This window comes from Clavibacter sp. AC415, assembly GCF_979252985.1.
The window spans coordinates 40,924-58,163 of sequence record NZ_CEEDAR010000016.1 but is presented as its reverse complement, the minus strand read 5'-3'; the positions used below and the strand labels follow the sequence as shown (position 1 = coordinate 58,163).

Sequence of the window (17,240 nt, the reverse complement as noted above, 5' to 3'; positions counted from 1 at the left end):
CGTAGGGTTGGGGGCGTGATCTCCTCCCTCCGCGGCACCGTGCTGTCCGTCTCCGGTCAGACCCTCCTGCTGGAGGTGCAGGGCGTCGGCTACGGCGTCTCCGTGACGCCGCGGCACGCGCTCGAGCTGCGTCACGGATCCGAGGCCACCGTCCTCACATCGCTCGTCGTGCGCGAGGACTCGCTCACCCTCTTCGGCTTCCCCGGGCCCGACGAGCTCCGGGCCTTCGAGCTGCTGTGCGGCGTCACCGGCGTGGGCCCGAAGTCCGCCCTCGCCGTGCTCGAGCACCTCGACCCGGAGGCCATGGCGCGAGCGGTCGCCGCGGAGGACGATGCCGTCTTCCGCCGGGTGTCCGGCATCGGCCCGAAGACGGCCAAGCTCATCGTCCTGCAGCTCGCGGGGAAGATCTTCGTGACGGCTCCGCGGACGCGACCGGTGCCGGATGCGGTCGGCGCGGTCGGCGCCGACGTCGTCACGGCGCTCATCGGGCTCGGCTGGTCCGAGCGCGTCGCCCGCACGGCGGTCGACGACGCCGTCGCCGCGGCCGCGGACGCCGACGCTCCCGCCGACATGCCCCGCCTCCTCCGCGTCGCGCTCGGCATGCTGGGACCGCAGCAGCCGGCGGGCGCGTCCGGCGCGACGGGCGAGCGGTGAGCGGCCTCGCGCACGGGGACGCCTCCAGCCCCGTCCCCGAGTCCGACGCCGAGCTCGCCTTCGAGGGGGCCCTGCGTCCGCGCTCGCTGTCGGAGTTCGTCGGGCAGGTCAAGGTCCGCGGGCAGCTCGAGCTGCTGCTCACCGCGGCGGCCATGCAGAACCGCTCGCCCGACCACATCCTGCTCGCGGGCCCGCCCGGGCTCGGCAAGACCACGCTCGCGATGATCGTCGCGGAGGAGAGCCGCCGGCCGCTGCGCCTCACGAGCGGGCCGGCCATCCAGCACGCGGGCGACCTCGCCGCCGTGCTGTCCGCGCTGGTGCCGGGCGAGATCCTGTTCGTCGACGAGATCCACCGCATGGCGCGGTCGGCCGAGGAGATGCTCTACCTCGCGATGGAGGACTTCCGCATCGACATCATGGTGGGCAAGGGCGCGGGCGCGACCTCCATCCCGTTGGAGCTGTCGCCCTTCACCCTGGTCGGCGCCACGACGCGCTCGGGCATGCTCCCGAGCCCGCTGCGGGACCGGTTCGGCTTCACGGCGCACCTCGAGTTCTACGAGACGCACGAGCTGGAACAGGTCATCGAGCGCGCCGCGCGGATGCTCGGCCTCGAGATCGCGCGCGCGGCCGTCGCCGAGATCGCCGGTCGGTGCCGGGGGACGCCGCGCATCGCCAACCGCCTCCTCCGGCGGGTGCGGGACTACGCCCTCGTGCACGGGACGGAGGCGGGCGTCGAGTCGGTGCGCGCCGCGCTCGACCTGTACGACGTGGATCCCCTCGGCCTCGACCGCCTCGACCGCGCCGTGATGCGGGGCATCCTCACGCGCTTCGGCGGCGGCCCGGTCGGGCTCAACACGCTCGCGGTGTCGGTGGGGGAGGAGGCCGAGACCATCGAGTCGGTCGTCGAGCCCTTCCTCGTGCGGATCGGCCTCGTCACGCGCACGCCCCGCGGTCGGGTGGCGACCCCGGCGGCGTGGCGGCACTTCGGCCTCGAGGCGCCCGCCCTGCCGGGCGAGGCCGCGTCCTCCGCGCCGGGCACGGCCCGCGCACCGGGGGCTCGGAGTCCCCAGGAGCCCCTGTTCGGCGATGGCCTATGATTCAAGCTGGCCTCCCGCGGAACGTCGCCGGTTCGTCGTGTCCGTCACCCCTCAGCACCTGAAAGGCCCGTCCCGCATGGACCCGTTCACCCTGATCATGTTCGCCGTCCTGGCGCTGCTCATCTTCTTCATGTTCCGCAACAGCCGGAAGCGTCAGAAGGACCTCGCCGCGCTCCAGACCCAGATGGTCCCCGGAGCCGAGGTCATGACCGCGTCCGGCATCTACGGCACCCTCGTGTCCTTCGACGAGGAGAACAACCTCGCCTACCTGGAGGTCTCGCCCGGCACGGTGCTGAAGCTGCACCGCCAGACGATCGCCCGCGTGGTCGAGCCGACCGTCGCCGAGGACGCCTCCGTCCTGGTGGACGACGCCCCGGCCACCGACGTCGTCGACGAGAAGGGCACCACGGACGCGTCCGCCCGCCGCCTCGACGACGGCGACGCCCCCACCGGCCGCTCCTGATCCAGCGGACGGGCGGCCACCGGCCGTCCGTCCGATCCCGGGCGGCATGCCGCCCGGCCCCGCTCCCACCCTCCATCCGGGGCGCTCCGCGGATCCCGCCGGCCCACCGTGAAGAAAGTCGAGTGTCCAGGTGGCAAAGTCGCCCACACCCGTACGCAAGGCCCGACGCAAGCTCGTCTGGCTGCTCGTCATCATCGGCCTGCTGGCCGGCGGGAACGCCGCGAGCGTCGCCTTCAGCAACGGGTCCTGGACCCCGAAGCTGGCCCTCGACCTCGAGGGCGGGACGCAGATCATCCTCGCGCCGCAGCTCGACGGATCGTCCTCCGGGCCCACCAGCGAGCAGCTCGCCCAGGCCGTCTCCATCATCCGCCAGCGCGTGGACGCGAGCGGCGTCTCCGAGGCCGAGATCACCACGCAGGGCGGCAGCGACATCGTCGTGAGCCTGCCGGGTGAGCCCGACGCGGCCACCATGCAGCGGCTGCAGTCCTCCGCGAAGCTCGAGCTGCGCCCCGTGCTCATCGGCGCCGCCGGCACCGCGTCGGTCGGCGCCACGCCGACCCCGACCGCCACCGACGGCTCGGCACCCGCCGACGGCGCGACGCCGACGGTCGAGGGCCAGACGCCCGCCGCCGAGACGCCCGCCGCCGAGACTCCCGCGGCTGAGGCCACGCCGGATCCCGCCACGCTCTCCGACGAGCCCACCGCCGAGCCGACGGGCCCCAGCGACATCTCGTGGGTCACGCCGCGGCTCCAGGCGGAGTTCGCCGCGTACGACTGCGCGACCGCCCCGGAGAGCGACGGCCAGGCGGCTCCCGCCGACCGCGCGATCATCTCCTGCTCCGACGACGGAGCGGCGAAGTACGTGCTCGGCCCGGTCGAGGTCGACGGCAGCACCATCTCCGACGCCACGAGCGGCCTGCAGCAGTCCAGCCAGGGCGTCAGCACCGGCACCTGGTCCGTCAACCTGGTCTTCGACGGCGACGGGACGCAGCAGTTCGGCGACATGTCGACGCGCCTCATCACGCTGGAGTCCCCGCGGAACCAGTTCGCGTTCGTGCTCGACAACGAGGTCATCAGCGCCCCGGTCACCCAGGGCGTCGTCACCAACGGCAAGCCGTCCATCACGGGCAACTTCACGCAGGAGAGCGCCAAGGCCCTGGCCGACCAGCTGAAGTTCGGCGCCCTGCCGCTGAGCTTCACGCTGCAGAGCTCGGACGTGATCTCGGCGACCCTGGGCTCGTCTCAGCTCACCAGCGGCCTCATCGCCGGCCTCATCGGGCTCGTGCTCGTCGTGCTGTACTCGCTCGTGCAGTACCGGGCGCTCGGCATGGTCACTATCGCGTCGCTCGTGATCGCCGCGGTCATCACGTACCTGCTCATCACGCTTCTCAGCTGGCGGGAGGGGTACCGGCTCTCGCTCGCCGGGGTGGCGGGGCTCATCGTGGCCATCGGCATCACGGCGGACTCGTTCATCGTCTACTTCGAGCGCATCAAGGACGAGCTCCGTGACGGTCGCGGTCTCGTCTCGTCGGTCGAGCAGGGCTGGAAGCGGGCCCTCCGGACGATCATCGCGTCGGACACGGTGAACTTCCTCGCCGCGGCCGTGCTGTTCGTCCTCGCGGTGGGCAACGTCAAGGGCTTCGCGCTCACCCTCGGGCTGACGACCATCATCGACCTCATCGTGGTGTCGCTGTTCACCCACCCGATCCTGCAGCTGCTCGCCAACCGGCGGTTCTTCGCGGAGGGCCACCGCATGAGCGGGCTCGACCCGCGCGCCCTCGGCGCGGTCTACCGGGGACGGGCCACGTTCCGCACCCCCACCGCTGCCAGCGGGCGGGGTGCCGCAGCCGCCAAGGAGGCGGCCCGCCGCCAGACCATCGCCGAGCGCAAGGCCGCCCAGGGCGGCGCGACCGGATCCACGAAGACCGCGACCCTCGACGCGCCGCGGGCCGACGACACGAGCAGGGACGACTGATGGCTGGCTTCTCCGAGTTCGGCAACGACCTCTACACGGGCAAGCGCTCGTTCGACATCGTCGGGCGCCGTCGGCTCTGGTACGGCATCGCCGCCGTCTGCATCCTCATCTCCATCCTCGGGCCGCTCCTCCGCGGCGGATTCACGTTCGGCATCGAGTTCACGGGCGGATCCGAGTACACGGTGAGCGGCGTGGAGTCGCAGTCGCAGGACATCGCCAACGACGCGGTCGCCACGGTCACGTCGGTCCCGGCGCGCGTCTCGTCGGTCGGATCCGACGCGGTGCGCGTCCAGACGGATCAGCTGGAGCCGGCGGACAGCACCGCCGTCCGCCAGGCGCTCGCGACCGCGTACGGCGTGGAGACGTCGAGCGTCACGGAGTCCTTCATCGGGCCGTCCTGGGGCCAGGACATCACCCGGCAGGCGCTGTGGGGCCTCGTGGTCTTCCTCGCGCTGGCCGCCGTGGTCATGTCCGTGTACTTCCGCACGTGGAAGATGTCCGTGGCCGCCATCGTCGCGCTGCTGCACGATCTGGTCCTCACGGCGGGGATCTACGGCATCACGGGCTTCGAGGTCACGCCGGCCGCCGTCATCGGGTTCCTCACGATCCTCGGCTACTCGCTGTACGACACGGTCGTGGTCTTCGACAAGATCCGCGAGAACACCGCGGAGGACGGGCAGGAATCCCGCCGGACCTTCGGGCAGTCGGTCAACCTCGCCGTCAACCAGACGCTGGTGCGGTCGATCAACACCTCGATCGTCGCCATCCTGCCGGTCGGCTCGATCCTGTTCATCGGTGCCGTGGTGCTCGGGGCCGGGACGCTCCGCGACATCGCGCTGTCGCTGTTCATCGGCATCATCGTCGGCACCTACTCGACGATCTTCATCGCCGCGCCGCTGTACGCGCACCTCCGCGAGGGCGAGCCGAAGGTGAAGCGCGGGGACGCGCTGGCGGCCACCGCCGCCAGCCGGGCCCAGGCCGAGCGTGCCGCCGTGTCGGTGGAGTCGTGAGCAGCGCGCACGGGGCCGGCGTCCCCGAGGACCTCGATGCAGCGACCGCCAAGGCCCGGACCGCGACCGGCGACTCCTGGCTGCTCGACGTGCGGGAGCCCGACGAGTGGGAGGCCGGGCACTCCGCCGCGGCGCACCACATCCCCCTGGGCGACCTGCAGGCACGGGTCGACGAGCTCCCGACGGACGAGCACATCGTGGTCGTCTGCCGCTCTGGGCACCGCTCGTCCCTCGCGACGCAGGCCCTCCTGCGGGGCGGGTTCGCGGCGTCCAACATCACGGGCGGCATGCACGCGTGGTCGGAGATGGGCGGCGACGTCGTGACCGACGACGGAGGACCGGGCCGCGTCGCCTGACCGCTTCCATCGCGGACGTCACGGTCGACGGGCATTCGCCTCCTGCGCCATGAGCTTCCGAACGGCGGGCGGGCCTGTGCGCGTCAGGACGGCGTCCGTGGTCGGGAGCCAGCGGACGCGGTGATAATTTGGTCTCCAGCACACGCCTGGGAGGTTGGACGATGACGGAGACGACCTCGAGCACGGCGTCGCTCCGGCGCCTGGTGCCCCGCCTGTTCTCGCGCGCGCAGCCCGCCGGCGCGGTCGAGCAGCTGATCCGCACCGCGCGCCTCCACCACCCCAAGGCCGACATGAGCCTCATCGAGCGGGCATACGCGGTCGCGGAGCGCGCCCACGAAGGGCAGAAGCGCAAGAGCGGCGAGCCCTACATCACCCATCCGGTGGCCGTCGCGCAGATCCTCGCCGACCTCGGCATCGGCCCCAAGACGCTCGCGGCCGCCCTGCTCCACGACACGGTCGAGGACACCGAGTACACGCTCGACATGCTCCGCCACGACTTCGGCGACGAGATCGCCATGCTGGTCGACGGGGTCACCAAGCTCGACAAGCTCAAGTACGGCGACAGCGCGCAGGCGGAGACCGTCCGGAAGATGGTCGTGGCGATGTCGAAGGACATCCGGGTGCTGGTGGTCAAGCTCGCCGACCGGCTGCACAACGCGCGCACCTGGGGCTTCGTGGAGTCCGCCTCGGCGGAGCGGAAGGCCAAGGAGACCCTCGAGATCTACGCGCCGCTCGCGCACCGGCTCGGCATCTCCACCATCAAGTGGGAGCTGGAGGACCTGTCGTTCGCGGTCCTCTACCCCAAGATCTACGTCGAGATCGAGAACCTCGTCAAGCAGCGGACCCCGCAGCGCGAGGAGTTCGTGCAGCAGGTCATCGACAGCGTGAACGACGACCTGCGCTCGGCCCGCATCCGCGGGAAGGTCGCGGGCCGACCCAAGCAGTACTACTCGATCTACCAGAAGATGGTGGTCCGCGGCCGCGAGTTCGACGAGATCTACGACCTGGTCGGGATCCGCGTGCTCGTCGACTCGCTGCGCGACTGCTACGCGGTGCTCGGCGCGATCCACGCCCGCTGGACGCCGGTTCCCGGTCGCTTCAAGGACTACATCGCCACCCCGAAGTTCAACCTCTACCAGTCGCTGCACACGACGGTCATCGGGCCGAAGGGGCGTCCGGTGGAGATCCAGATCCGCACGCACGAGATGCACCAGCGCGCGGAGTTCGGAGTCGCGGCGCACTGGAAGTACAAGGAGCGGATGAACGGCGGGCGCGCCGCGGAGGTGTCGCCCCAGGGCGACACCGACCTCGCATGGCTCGCGCACATCTCGGACTGGCAGTCCGAGACGGCCGACCCCGGGGAGTTCCTCGACTCGCTGCGCTTCGAGATCGGCGCCAAGGAGGTCTACGTCTTCACCCCGCACGGGAAGGTCATCGGCCTGCCCGCAGGCGGCACGCCCGTCGACTTCGCGTACGCGGTGCACACGGACGTCGGCCATCGGACGATGGGCGCCAAGGTGAACGGCCGGCTGGTGCCGCTCGAGAACCCGCTGACCACGGGTGACGTGGTCGAGGTGTTCACGTCGAAGAACCCGGACAGCGGTCCCAGCAAGGACTGGCTGGCGTTCGTGAAGAGCGCTCGCGCGCGCAACAAGATCAAGCAGTGGTTCACGAAGGAGCGCCGCGAGGAGGCGATCGAGCAGGGCAAGGACGCGATCGCCCGTGCCATGCGGAAGCAGAACCTCCCGCTGCAGAAGCTCATGAACCAGGACGCGTTCTCCGACGTCGCCCAGAGCATGAAGTACGACGACGTCGCCGCTCTGTACGCGGCCGTCGGCGAGGGCCACGTCTCCACCCAGTCGGTGATCGAGAAGGTGCTCTCCTCCATCCAGGGCGACAGCGGCGGCGAGGCCGAGGAGGTCTTCGCCGTCACGCAGCGCTCGCGGGTGTCCCGCAACAGCGACTCCGGGGTGCTCGTGCGCGGCGCGCCCGACATCCTCGTGAAGCTGGCGAAGTGCTGCACGCCCGTGCCCGGCGACGACATCATCGGCTTCGTCACGCGCGGCGCCGGCGTCTCGGTGCATCAGGCGAACTGCCACAACGTGGACTCGCTGCGGGCGGAGCCGGACCGCATGATCGAGGTGGAGTGGGCGCCGTCGTCGAAGAGCCTCTTCCTCGTGCACATCCAGGTGGAGGCGCTGGATCGTTCCGGCCTCCTCAGCGACGTGACGCGCGTGCTCTCGGAGCACCACGTCAACATCCTGTCGGCTTCGGTGTCGACGTCGTCCAACCGGCTGGCGATCAGCCGCTTCGTCTTCGAGATGGGCGACGTGACGCATCTGGACCGCGTGCTCAACGCGGTGCGCCGGATCGACGCGGTGTACGACGTGTACCGGGTCAACGGGGGCTGACCGGCCACGCGCCGTCGTCGGCGTCCGACCCGTCCGTGCCCCGGGCGGAGGACGCGCGGAGCGCGAGGGCGTCGAGCCGCTGGAGCGCGCGGCGCTTGTCGGGGAGCGCCCCGCTCGAGGCGAGGTGCTCGCGGGCACCCTCGACCGTGACGCCGGGCAGCCGGAGGAGACCGAGGCAGGCGCGCTCGTAGCGCGGAGCGAGGTCGGACACGGTTCGCGCGATGTCGCAGAGGGTGCGGAGCGGGGTGGTGACGCGGAGGCCGGCGAGGACCACGGTGTCGCGTTCGGCGAGGACGACCTCGCGGATCCGCACGTTCCGGAGCGCCGGCGGGTGGCATCTGGCGACGCTGTCGACGCAGTACTCGTGCGTGCGCGGCGGGAGGCGGACGGCGCCGTGCACCCATGCCGCCGTGGTGCGCTCGGCGATGAGGCGCGACGGCACCTGGGCGGCGAGCGCCGCCGCCCGGAGCCACGGCGAGGCGAGCTCGTCGACGGGGGAGTAGCAGGCGTCGACCTCGTACACCTCGCCGTCGAGGCGGGCGGAGCAGAGCTCCGCGAGCGGGAGGTCGAGGACGGACAGGACGGGTGCGAGGCGGGGGGACATGGGCGCACCATGCCATCGGCGGAGGGCGGACGGGCGACGGCCCGGGCTCCTGTGGAGAGCCCGGGCCGACGACGTGCGGAGGGAGAGCTAGGAGCCGAGGGCGTCCAGCCAGACGCGGCGGGCAGCCAGTGCCTCCTCGGCGTCCGAGATGCGGCGCGCGTCCCCGTCGGCCTTCGCCGCGTCGAGCTCGCGCTGCAGCTTGTCGATGGCCGCGCCCAGCTGGCTGGCGAGACCCTCGGACCGCGCCTTGGTCTCCGGGTTGTTCTTGCGCCAGAACTCCTCGTCCAGGGTGCGGACGTGCGTCTCGACCTTGCGGAGGCGGTCCTCCACCGTCTTCACGCTGTCGCGCGGGACGCGGCCGACGGCGTCCCAGCGGAGCTGGATGGCCGTCAGCTTGTCGCGGGCGGCGGTGCGGTCGGTGATCTGGAGGACGGGCTCGGCCTCGTCGAGGAGCGCGAGCTTCGCCGCGAGGTTGGCCTGCTGCTCCTCGTCGTCCGCGGCGTCGACCTCGGCCTTCGCGCCGTAGAGCACGTCTCCCGCTGCCTTGAACTGCGCCCACAGCGCGTCGTCGTAGCGCTTCCCGCACGTCCGGCGAGCTTCCACTCGTCGAGGAGGCGGCGGTAGGCGGGGATGCCGCCGACGCCCTGCGGCTCGAGGGCGCGGGCCTGCTCGACGATGGCCTGCTTCTTGGAGCGGGCGTCCTTGTGCGCGTTGTCGAGCTCGGCGAAGAACGCCTTCCGCTCGGTGTCGATGGTGGAGCGCGCGGTGCGGAAGCGCTTCCAGAGCTCGTTCGCGTCGTTCTTCGGCAGACGAGGGCCCGTCTGCTGGTGCTGCTGCCAGCGGACGAACAGCGCGTCCACCTCGGCGGTCAGCTGCTTCCACTGCACCTTCGAGAAGTCCTGGGCCGCGAGGCGCTCGGTCTCCTCGACGATGGAGGTGCGCTCGGCGATGGCGCCCTGCACGACCTGCCGCTGCTCCTCGCCCTGCTTCTCCGTGAGCTCGCCCACGGTGGCCGCGAGCACGTCGAGGCGGGTGCGGAGCGCGCCGAGGTCGCCGACGGCGTTCGCCCCGTCCACGGCCTCTATGAGGTGCGCGACGGCCTTGGAGACGTCCGCCGCCGGGGCTCCGCGCTTGGCGCGCTGCTCCAGGAGCGTGACCTGCCCGGCGAGGTCGGTGAACTTGCGCTGGAAGTAGGCCAGCGCCTCCTCGGGGGTCCCGTCGGGGTACTGGCCGACGGCGCGTTCGCCGTCGCCCTCGCGCAGGAAGACGGTGCCCGTCTCGTCGACGCGGCCCCAGGGGGTCTGATCGTTGTCAGCCACGGATTCCACCTTGTTCATAGGACCGGCCGGACCGGTTCGGAGACGTGCACGTCAGCCTAGAGCACGGCTCCCGGGCGGGATCGTCCGGGAGCGGGCGCAGGCCGCCGTACCGATCATGCCCGAGCGGGGGGCGCCGCGGCGCGGTCGCGGGCGGAACCGGCTCCCGCTCGCAGGCGCTCGTGAGGACCTGCGGCGGCCGTCAGCCGAGGGTCAGGCTCGTGATCGTGGTGGGCACCACCGGGGCGCCGTCCTCCGCGGACGCGCCGGGCGTGATGCCCTGGTCGGCGATGCGGGCCACGTAGTCGTCGAGCCCGGAGGTCGCGCGGCCCACCACCGTGTAGCCGCCGGTGGAGGTGTCGAGCCGGGTGTCGCGGTAGACCACGAAGAACTGGCCGGACTGGCTGTCCGGGCTCTCCCCGCGGGCCATGGCGATCGTGCCGGCCGGGTAGGCGCCGTCCTCGGGCGCGTCCTCGACCGGCCCGTAGGTGAAGCCGGCGTCGCCGCCGCCCTGGCCGTCGGCGCTCCCGCACTGGAACAGCGCCGTGGTGAGGCGGTGGCACGTGCGGTCGGCGTACCAGCCGCTCTGCGCGAGCGAGACGAGCACCGACACGGACTGGGGGGCGGATCGTCCGTCGAGCTCGACCCCGAGCGTCACGTCGCCGTTGAGGACGAGCGAGCCCGTCCACGTCCGATCCTCGGCGAGGGTGGCGGGCGGGAGGTCCTGCGTGTCCGCCGGGTCGGCGGTGGGCGTGGCGGCGTCGGGGGTCGGGGAGGCGGACGCCGCGGGCTCGGGGGCGCCCGGCCCCGCCTGCCAGGCGAGCTGCGCGCCGACCGCGAGCGCGGCGACGAGGACCACGCCGACGACGGCCACGAGGTCGTCGCGACGTCGGCGCCGCACGGCGCGTGCGTGGAGCTCCCGACGCGCGGCGTAGCGCCGGAGCCGGGCCTGGGCCTCGCGGGCTGCGCGGTCGTTCCTGGGGGCCACGGCGTCCTCCGCTCGGTCCCGCCCGAGGCGGCGGTACGGGAACACTAGCCGGTCGCGCCTACCATCGAGGTCATGACCGACACGCGACCGGGCCTCCGCTCGGGGGCCACGCCCCTGGCCGTCCGGATGCGTCCCCGGAGCCTCGACGAGGTCACCGGTCAGCGCCACCTGCTGACGCCGGGATCCCCCCTCGTGAGCCTCGCGTCCGACGTCGCGGGCGAGCAGGGCTCCGTCTCGATCATCCTGTGGGGACCGCCCGGGACCGGGAAGACGACGCTCGCCCAGGCCATCGCCCACGGGTCCAGCCGGCGCTTCGTCGAGCTCTCCGCCGTGACCGCGGGCGTGCGCGACGTCCGTCAGGTGATGGAGAAGGCGCTCAGCGACCGCGACCTCTTCGGCGTCTCCACGGTGCTGTTCCTCGACGAGATCCACCGCTTCACCAAGGCGCAGCAGGACGCGCTGCTCCCGGGGGTGGAGAACGGGTGGGTGATCCTCATCGCGGCGACCACGGAGAACCCGTCCTTCTCCGTCATCTCCCCGCTGCTGTCGCGGAGCCTCCTGCTGACGCTCGAGCAGCTCGACGACGACGACCTCGGTGTGCTCGTCGACCGCGCCGTCGCGGACGCGCGCGGCCTCGGCGGGCGCTTCTCGCTCGACGACGACGCGCGGGCCATGATCATCCGCCTCGCCTCGGGCGACGCCCGGCGCGCGCTGACGGCGCTCGAGGCAGCCGCGGTCTCGGCCCAGGCGGATGCCGCGGGGAAGGCGCGGGCGGCGGCCGGGGATGCGGAGGACGACGCCGAGGACGGCGACGAGGGTGAGGACCGCGACCGATCACGCGCGACGGCCCCGGCCGCGGACCCCGCACCCGTGCCCATCTCCACCGAGCAGGTCGCCCTGGCGGTCGACCGGGCGCTCCTGCGCTACGACCGCAACGGGGATGAGCACTACGACGTCATCAGCGCCTTCATCAAGTCGATCCGCGGATCGGACGTCGATGCGGCCCTCCACTACCTGGCCCGCATGATCGAGGCGGGGGAGGACCCGCGCTTCATCGCCCGCCGGATCATCGTGTCCGCGTCGGAGGACATCGGCCTCGCCGACCCGCAGGCGCTCGTGGTCGCGGTGGCGGCGGCCGACGCGGTGCAGCTCATCGGCATGCCGGAGGGGCGGATCCCGCTGGCGCAGGCCGTGGTGCACCTCGCGACCGCGCCCAAGTCGAACGCGTCCTACCTGGGCATCGACCAGGCCATCGCGGACGTCCGCGCCGGCGCCTTCGGCCGCGTCCCGCTGCACCTGCGCGACGCCCACTACCCCGGGGCGAAGCGCCTCGGGCACGGGAAGGGGTACCGCTACCCCCACGACGCCGACATCGGCGTCGTGACGCAGCAGTACCTCCCCGACGAGCTGGTCGGCCGCACCTACTACTCGCCCACGCAGCACGGGCACGAGCGGGACCTGTCGGCGCGGCTCGAGAGGCTGCGGCGCATCGTCCGCGGCGGCTGAGGCGACGCGGTGGGGGTGCACCGGGCACGGCGCGCCGGGCACCCCGGTGCGCGGCGTTCCCGTGCTACTCTTGCTGACGCCTAGATGGGGTGTCGCGTGCGGCTGCGTCGACATCCAGATCCAAGGGACACGTCCTGTAGCCGGACGACCCGTGGCGAATCCCTCTACTTCCGCAGGACCCGCATCAGCGGGATCGATCGTCGCGCGCCCATGCGTGTGCGCGGACGCCCTGCACCACCCGTAGTCAGAGACTTTCTCCCTGGAAGGAAAACGTGTCCACCAAGTCACGCACCCGCAGCAAGACCCGCCTCTCCCGCGCGCTGGGCATCCCGCTCACGCCGAAGGCGGCCAAGTACCTCGAGAAGCGCCCCTACGCGCCGGGCGAGCACGGCCGGTCCAAGCGCAAGCAGGACAGCGACTACGCCGTCCGCCTGCGCGAGAAGCAGCGTCTGCGCGCCCAGTACGGCATCCGCGAGGCCCAGCTCAAGATCGCCTTCCAGGAGGCGCGCCGCACCCAGGGCCTGACCGGTGAGAACCTGGTCGAGATCCTCGAGCAGCGCCTCGACGCGCTCGTCGTCCGCTCCGGCCTCGCGCGCACCACGGCGCAGGCCCGCCAGCTCGTCGTGCACCGTCACATCATGGTCGACGGCAAGATCGTCGACCGCCCCTCCTTCCGCGTGAAGGCCGGCCAGATGATCCACGTCAAGCCGCGCTCCGAGGGCACCGAGCCCTTCCAGGTCGCCGCCGCCGGTGGTCACGCCGACGTGCTGCCGAAGCTCCCCTCGTACCTCGAGGTCGAGCTCGACAAGCTCCAGGCCCGCCTCGTGCGCCTGCCGAAGCGCGCCGAGGTCCCCGTGACCTGCGAGGTCCAGCTGGTCGTCGAGTACTACGCGGCACGCTAGGCACCGCACCACCGTCCGCGAGGCGGGTCGCCCTCCGGGGCGGCCCGCCTCGCGGCGTCTCCGGCAGGGGGCGGGCCGGCAGGTAGTCCTACGCGGCCGACCCGCCGGGGGAGGCGGCCGACCCGCCGGAGGAGGCGTCCGGCCCGACCCGCCGGAGGAGCCGTCCGGCCCGGCCGGTAGGATCGCCCTCGGCCCTGAAGGGCCGCGCGCACCGCTCGACACCCTCCTCGCGAGGGGTGGACCTCCCGGAAGGGGAGAAGCATGAAGAACCTCGTCCTCATCGCCGTGGGGGTCGTCATCGGCTTCGCGATCGCCCACCAGGTCGACCGCACCGAGGCCGGGCACCGCCTCTTCCAGGACGTCAACGACCGCGCCCGCCGCTTCGGCGAGGCCGTCGAGGACGGCTACCGCCGCCGCGAGGCCGAGCTCCGCTCCGCCGTGGGCGAGGCCGAGGACACCATCACCGAGCTGGGAAAGCAGTAGACCGCATGCAGACCGCAGACATCCGCAACGCCTGGCTGACGTACTTCGGCGACCGGGGGCACACCGTCGTGCCGTCGGCCTCCCTCGTGAGCGAGGACCCGACCCTCCTGTTCACGGTGGCCGGGATGGTGCCGTTCGTCCCCTACCTCACGGGCGTCGTGCCCGCGCCCTTCCCGCGCGCCACGAGCGTGCAGAAGTGCATCCGCACCCTCGACATCGAGGAGGTCGGGCGCACACCGCGCCACGGCACCTTCTTCCAGATGAACGGCAACTTCTCGTTCGGCGACTACTTCAAGGAGCAGGCCATCGCCTACGCCTGGGAGCTGCTCACCACGAGCGAGGCCGACGGCGGCCTCGGGTTCCACCCGGACGACCTCTGGGTGACCGTCTACCGCGAGGACGACGAGGCGCGGCAGGCGTGGAAGCGCATCGCGGGCCTCCCGGACGACCGCATCCAGGGTCTCGGCCGTGACACCAACTACTGGCACACCGGCCAGCCCGGCCCCGCGGGCCCCTGCTCCGAGATCTTCTTCGACCGCGGCCCGGCCTACGGCCAGGACGGCGGCCCCGCCACCGACGACGACCGGTACGTGGAGATCTGGAACCTCGTCTTCATGCAGTACCTGCGCGGGCAGGGGACGGGAAAGGCCGACTTCGAGATCCTCGGCGACCTGCCGAAGAAGAACATCGACACCGGGATGGGCCTCGAGCGCGTCGCCTTCCTCAAGCAGGGCGTCGAGAACATGTACGAGATCGACCAGGTGCGCCCGGTCCTCGACCGCGCGGCCGGCATCGCGGGCCGCCGCTACGGCGCCGACCACGAGGACGACGTGCGCATGCGCATCGTCGCCGACCACGTCCGCTCCTCCCTCATGCTCATGTCCGACGGCGTGCGTCCGTCGAACGAGGGGCGCGGCTACATCCTGCGCCGCCTGATGCGCCGCACCGTCCGGGCCATGCGCCTCATGGGCGTCGACACGGCGACCTTCGGCGAGCTGTTCCCCGCGTCGCGCGACGCGATGAAGGCCGCCTATCCCGAGGTGTCGGGACGACTTCGACCGCATCTCGCGCCTCGCCTACGCGGAGGAGGAGACCTTCCTCCGCACCCTCTCCGGCGGCACCACGATCCTCGACGTCGCCGTGGGCGAGACGAAGGCGAAGGGCGGCGAGCGCATCGCGGGCGACACCGCGTTCCTGCTGCACGACACCTTCGGGTTCCCCATCGACCTGACCCTCGAGATGGCGGAGGAGAACGGCCTGACTGTCGACCGCGAGGCGTTCGACCGCCTCATGGCCGAGCAGCGCACGCGCGCCAAGGCCGATGCGCGGACGAGAAGACCGCCCTCGCCGACCTCACGGTCTACAGCGAGTTCCGTGCGGCGGGCGAGACCCGCTTCACGGGCTACGACGAGCTCGAGACGGGCACGACGATCCTCGGCCTCATCGTCGGCGGCCACAGCGTCGACCACGCCGTCGTCGGCGACATCGCGGAGGTCATCCTCCCCGAGACGAGCCTCTACGCGGAGTCCGGCGGCCAGGAGGCCGACGCCGGCAGCATCGTCGGCCAGGGCTTCGACCTCGAGGTCCTCGACGTGCAGAAGCCCGTGAAGGGCCTCATCAGCCACCGCGTGCAGGTGCGCTCCGGCGAGGTGGGCGTCGGCGACGCCGCCACCACGGTTGTCGACGCCGACTGGCGACGCGGCGCGACGCAGGCGCACTCCGGCACCCACCTCGTGCACGCCGCCCTCCGCCAGGTGCTCGGCCAGGACGCGCACCAGTCCGGCTCGTACAACCGCGCCGGCTACATGCGCCTCGACTTCGCGTGGAACCAGGCCCTGTCGCCCGAGACGCGCAGCGAGATCGAGGACATCGCCAACGGCGCCGTCCGTGACGACCTGCAGGTCGTCACGCGCGTGATGCCCATCGACGAGGCGAAGCAGCTCGGCGCCATGGCGCTGTTCGGCGAGAAGTACGGCGACACCGTGCGCGTCGTCGACATCGGCGGTCCGTGGTCGCGCGAGCTGTGCGCGGGCACCCACGTGTCCTCCAGCGCCCAGATCGGCCTGATCAACGTGGTGGGGGAGTCGTCCGTCGGCTCGACCAACCGCCGCATCGAGTCCCTCGTCGGCCGCGAGGCGTTCCAGGACCTGGCCGTCGAGCGCGCCATCGTGTCGCAGCTCACGTCGAGCCTCAAGACGCCGCGCGAGCAGCTCCCGGACCGCATCGCCGACCTCATGGCGAACCTGAGGACCGCGGAGCGCCGCATCGCGGACTTCGAGGCGCAGGCGCTCCAGCAGCGCGTGCCCGCTCTGCTCGCGCAGGGCTCGCGCGTCGGATCGGTGACGCTCATCCAGGAGGCGCTCGGCAGCGTCCGCTCGGCGGACGAGGTGCGCCAGCTCGTGACCCTCGTGCGCGAGCGCGCCGGCTCCGACCCGGTTGTCGTCGCGCTGGCCGGCGACGCCGCGGGCAAGCCGACCGTCATCGTGGCCACCAACCAGGCCGCCCGAGATGCCGGGGCCAAGGCCGGGCAGCTCGCCCGCGCCGCCGCCGCGGTGCTCGGCGGAGGCGGCGGCGGCAAGGACGACCTCGCCCAGGGCGGCGGATCCGACGTGTCGGCCATCCCGGAGGCCCTCGCCGCCGTCCGCCAGGCGCTCGCGTCCTGATGCGGATGGGCTCGCGCGTCGCCGTCGACGTGGGGAAGGCGCGCATCGGCCTCGCCCGCTGCGATCCGCACGGGCTGATCGCGACGCCGGTGGAGACCGTCCCGCGCGATGCGGGCGGCTCCGCCGACATCCGCCGCATCCTCGAGGTGGCCGCGGAGATCGACTGCGTCGAGCTCGTCGTGGGCCTGCCGCTTCGCGCTCTCCGGACGCGCCACGGCGTCGACGGAGGACGCGGAGGGGTTCGCCCGCCGCCTCGCGGACGCCACCTGGACGCCGGTCCGGCTCGTGGACGAACGGCTCTCGACGGTCTCCGCGCAGAGCGCCCTGCGGTCGTCCGGCCGGGGCTCCCGCAAGCAGCGGCCCGTGATCGACCAGGCAGCGGCCGTTATAATCCTTCAACATGCGCTCGAGAGCGAGCGCACCGCCGGCTCCCCACCCGGTGCTCTCGTCCCGAGGAACCGAGTCGATCCTGACCGACACGCCTGAGACCGACCCCACCCGACGCGCCACGACGGCAGCGGGTGCGGGTGGCGACCCCTTCGAGAGCCTGTTCGGCGATGGTGCCGCGGCTCGCCCCGATGCGGGTCCCGCCCCCGCCCCCCGCACCGAGGACGCGCCGCGCGGCGCCGGACCCGGCATCGGGACCGGCGCTCCCATGACGCGACGCGAGCTCCGTGCACTGCGCGAGGCCGCGGAGGCGGGGTCGCACACGGCTTCCGACGCCGGTGACGCGCCACCCGCCGGGGCCTCGACCGCGAGGCGGCCGGATGCACCGGCCCCGGACGCCGCGTCGCCCTCGATCTCCTCGTCCC

The 17,240-nt window shown here is 72.4% G+C and carries 12 protein-coding genes and 3 pseudogenes; 12 read left to right on the top strand and 3 right to left on the bottom strand.

The window, feature by feature from the left end; all coding sequences use genetic code 11:
- Positions 1-15 precede the first annotated feature (15 nt).
- From ruvA to ACZ411_RS07660, 7 genes are all read left to right on the top strand, one after another.
- The gene (gene ruvA, locus ACZ411_RS07690) at positions 16-654 is read left to right on the top strand and encodes a Holliday junction branch migration protein RuvA (RefSeq protein WP_464169705.1); all 639 of its coding nucleotides are present in this window, start codon (positions 16-18) and stop codon (positions 652-654) included.
- Complete coding sequence (gene ruvB / locus ACZ411_RS07685; protein ID WP_258070182.1) at positions 651-1,751, top strand: Holliday junction branch migration DNA helicase RuvB; 1,101 nt, start codon at positions 651-653, stop codon at positions 1,749-1,751. Before ruvA ends, ruvB begins: the two co-directional genes overlap by 4 nt.
- A gap of 76 nt (positions 1,752-1,827) precedes the next feature.
- The gene (yajC, locus tag ACZ411_RS07680; RefSeq protein ID WP_464169702.1) at positions 1,828-2,214 is read left to right on the top strand and encodes a preprotein translocase subunit YajC; all 387 of its coding nucleotides are present in this window, start codon (positions 1,828-1,830) and stop codon (positions 2,212-2,214) included.
- 130 nt (positions 2,215-2,344) lie between these two features.
- Positions 2,345-4,189 carry a protein translocase subunit SecD gene (secD, locus tag ACZ411_RS07675; RefSeq protein ID WP_464169700.1) on the top strand — a complete coding sequence of 615 codons (1,845 nt, stop codon included), beginning with the start codon at positions 2,345-2,347 and terminating at the stop codon, positions 4,187-4,189.
- The gene (gene secF, locus ACZ411_RS07670; RefSeq protein ID WP_464169698.1) at positions 4,189-5,199 is read left to right on the top strand and encodes a protein translocase subunit SecF; all 1,011 of its coding nucleotides are present in this window, start codon (positions 4,189-4,191) and stop codon (positions 5,197-5,199) included. Before secD ends, secF begins: the two co-directional genes overlap by 1 nt.
- On the top strand, positions 5,196-5,555 hold the full coding sequence (locus ACZ411_RS07665) for a rhodanese-like domain-containing protein (protein WP_094116037.1): 360 nt from the start codon (positions 5,196-5,198) through the stop codon (positions 5,553-5,555). The genes secF and ACZ411_RS07665 overlap by 4 nt, the downstream gene beginning before the upstream one ends.
- Before the next feature lie 161 nt (positions 5,556-5,716).
- Entirely contained in the window at positions 5,717-7,966 is a 2,250-nt protein-coding gene (locus ACZ411_RS07660; protein ID WP_464169695.1) for a RelA/SpoT family protein, read from the top strand.
- On the opposite strand, the gene ACZ411_RS07655 is transcribed toward ACZ411_RS07660, so the two are convergent.
- The 3 genes and pseudogenes from ACZ411_RS07655 to ACZ411_RS07645 all read right to left on the bottom strand — a co-directional run bounded on the left by ACZ411_RS07655 (position 7,953) and on the right by ACZ411_RS07645 (position 10,874).
- Positions 7,953-8,570 carry a type IV toxin-antitoxin system AbiEi family antitoxin gene (locus tag ACZ411_RS07655; protein ID WP_104343724.1) on the bottom strand — a complete coding sequence of 206 codons (618 nt, stop codon included), beginning with the start codon at positions 8,568-8,570 and terminating at the stop codon, positions 7,953-7,955. The two genes, ACZ411_RS07660 and ACZ411_RS07655, sit on opposite strands and share 14 nt — an antisense overlap.
- Positions 8,571-8,657: 87 nt before the next feature.
- Positions 8,658-9,889, bottom strand: a pseudogene (locus ACZ411_RS07650) (DUF349 domain-containing protein).
- Between the two features lie 199 nt (positions 9,890-10,088).
- On the bottom strand, positions 10,089-10,874 hold the full coding sequence (locus ACZ411_RS07645) for a peptidylprolyl isomerase (RefSeq protein WP_464169693.1): 786 nt from the start codon (positions 10,872-10,874) through the stop codon (positions 10,089-10,091).
- Between the two features lie 72 nt (positions 10,875-10,946).
- Here ACZ411_RS07645 and ACZ411_RS07640 point away from each other — a divergent pair, with 72 nt between their 5' ends.
- The 5 genes and pseudogenes from ACZ411_RS07640 (at position 10,947) to ruvX (ending at position 16,914) form a co-directional block, all read left to right on the top strand.
- Positions 10,947-12,380: a replication-associated recombination protein A gene (locus tag ACZ411_RS07640; RefSeq protein ID WP_464169691.1), complete on the top strand. Its 1,434-nt coding sequence runs from the start codon at positions 10,947-10,949 to the stop codon at positions 12,378-12,380.
- A 272-nt stretch (positions 12,381-12,652) separates the two neighbouring features.
- Positions 12,653-13,282: a 30S ribosomal protein S4 gene (rpsD, locus tag ACZ411_RS07635; RefSeq protein WP_012038492.1), complete on the top strand. Its 630-nt coding sequence runs from the start codon at positions 12,653-12,655 to the stop codon at positions 13,280-13,282.
- A gap of 261 nt (positions 13,283-13,543) precedes the next feature.
- Positions 13,544-13,765 (top strand): hypothetical protein, encoded by a 222-nt coding sequence (locus tag ACZ411_RS07630; protein ID WP_094116033.1) that lies wholly within the window; start codon positions 13,544-13,546, stop codon positions 13,763-13,765.
- A 5-nt stretch (positions 13,766-13,770) separates the two neighbouring features.
- Positions 13,771-16,428 (top strand): annotated as a pseudogene (alaS, locus tag ACZ411_RS07625) (alanine--tRNA ligase).
- Positions 16,428-16,914: pseudogene (gene ruvX / locus ACZ411_RS07620) on the top strand (Holliday junction resolvase RuvX). The pseudogenes alaS and ruvX overlap by 1 nt, the downstream one beginning before the upstream one ends.
- The last annotated feature ends 326 nt before the right edge of the window (positions 16,915-17,240 follow it).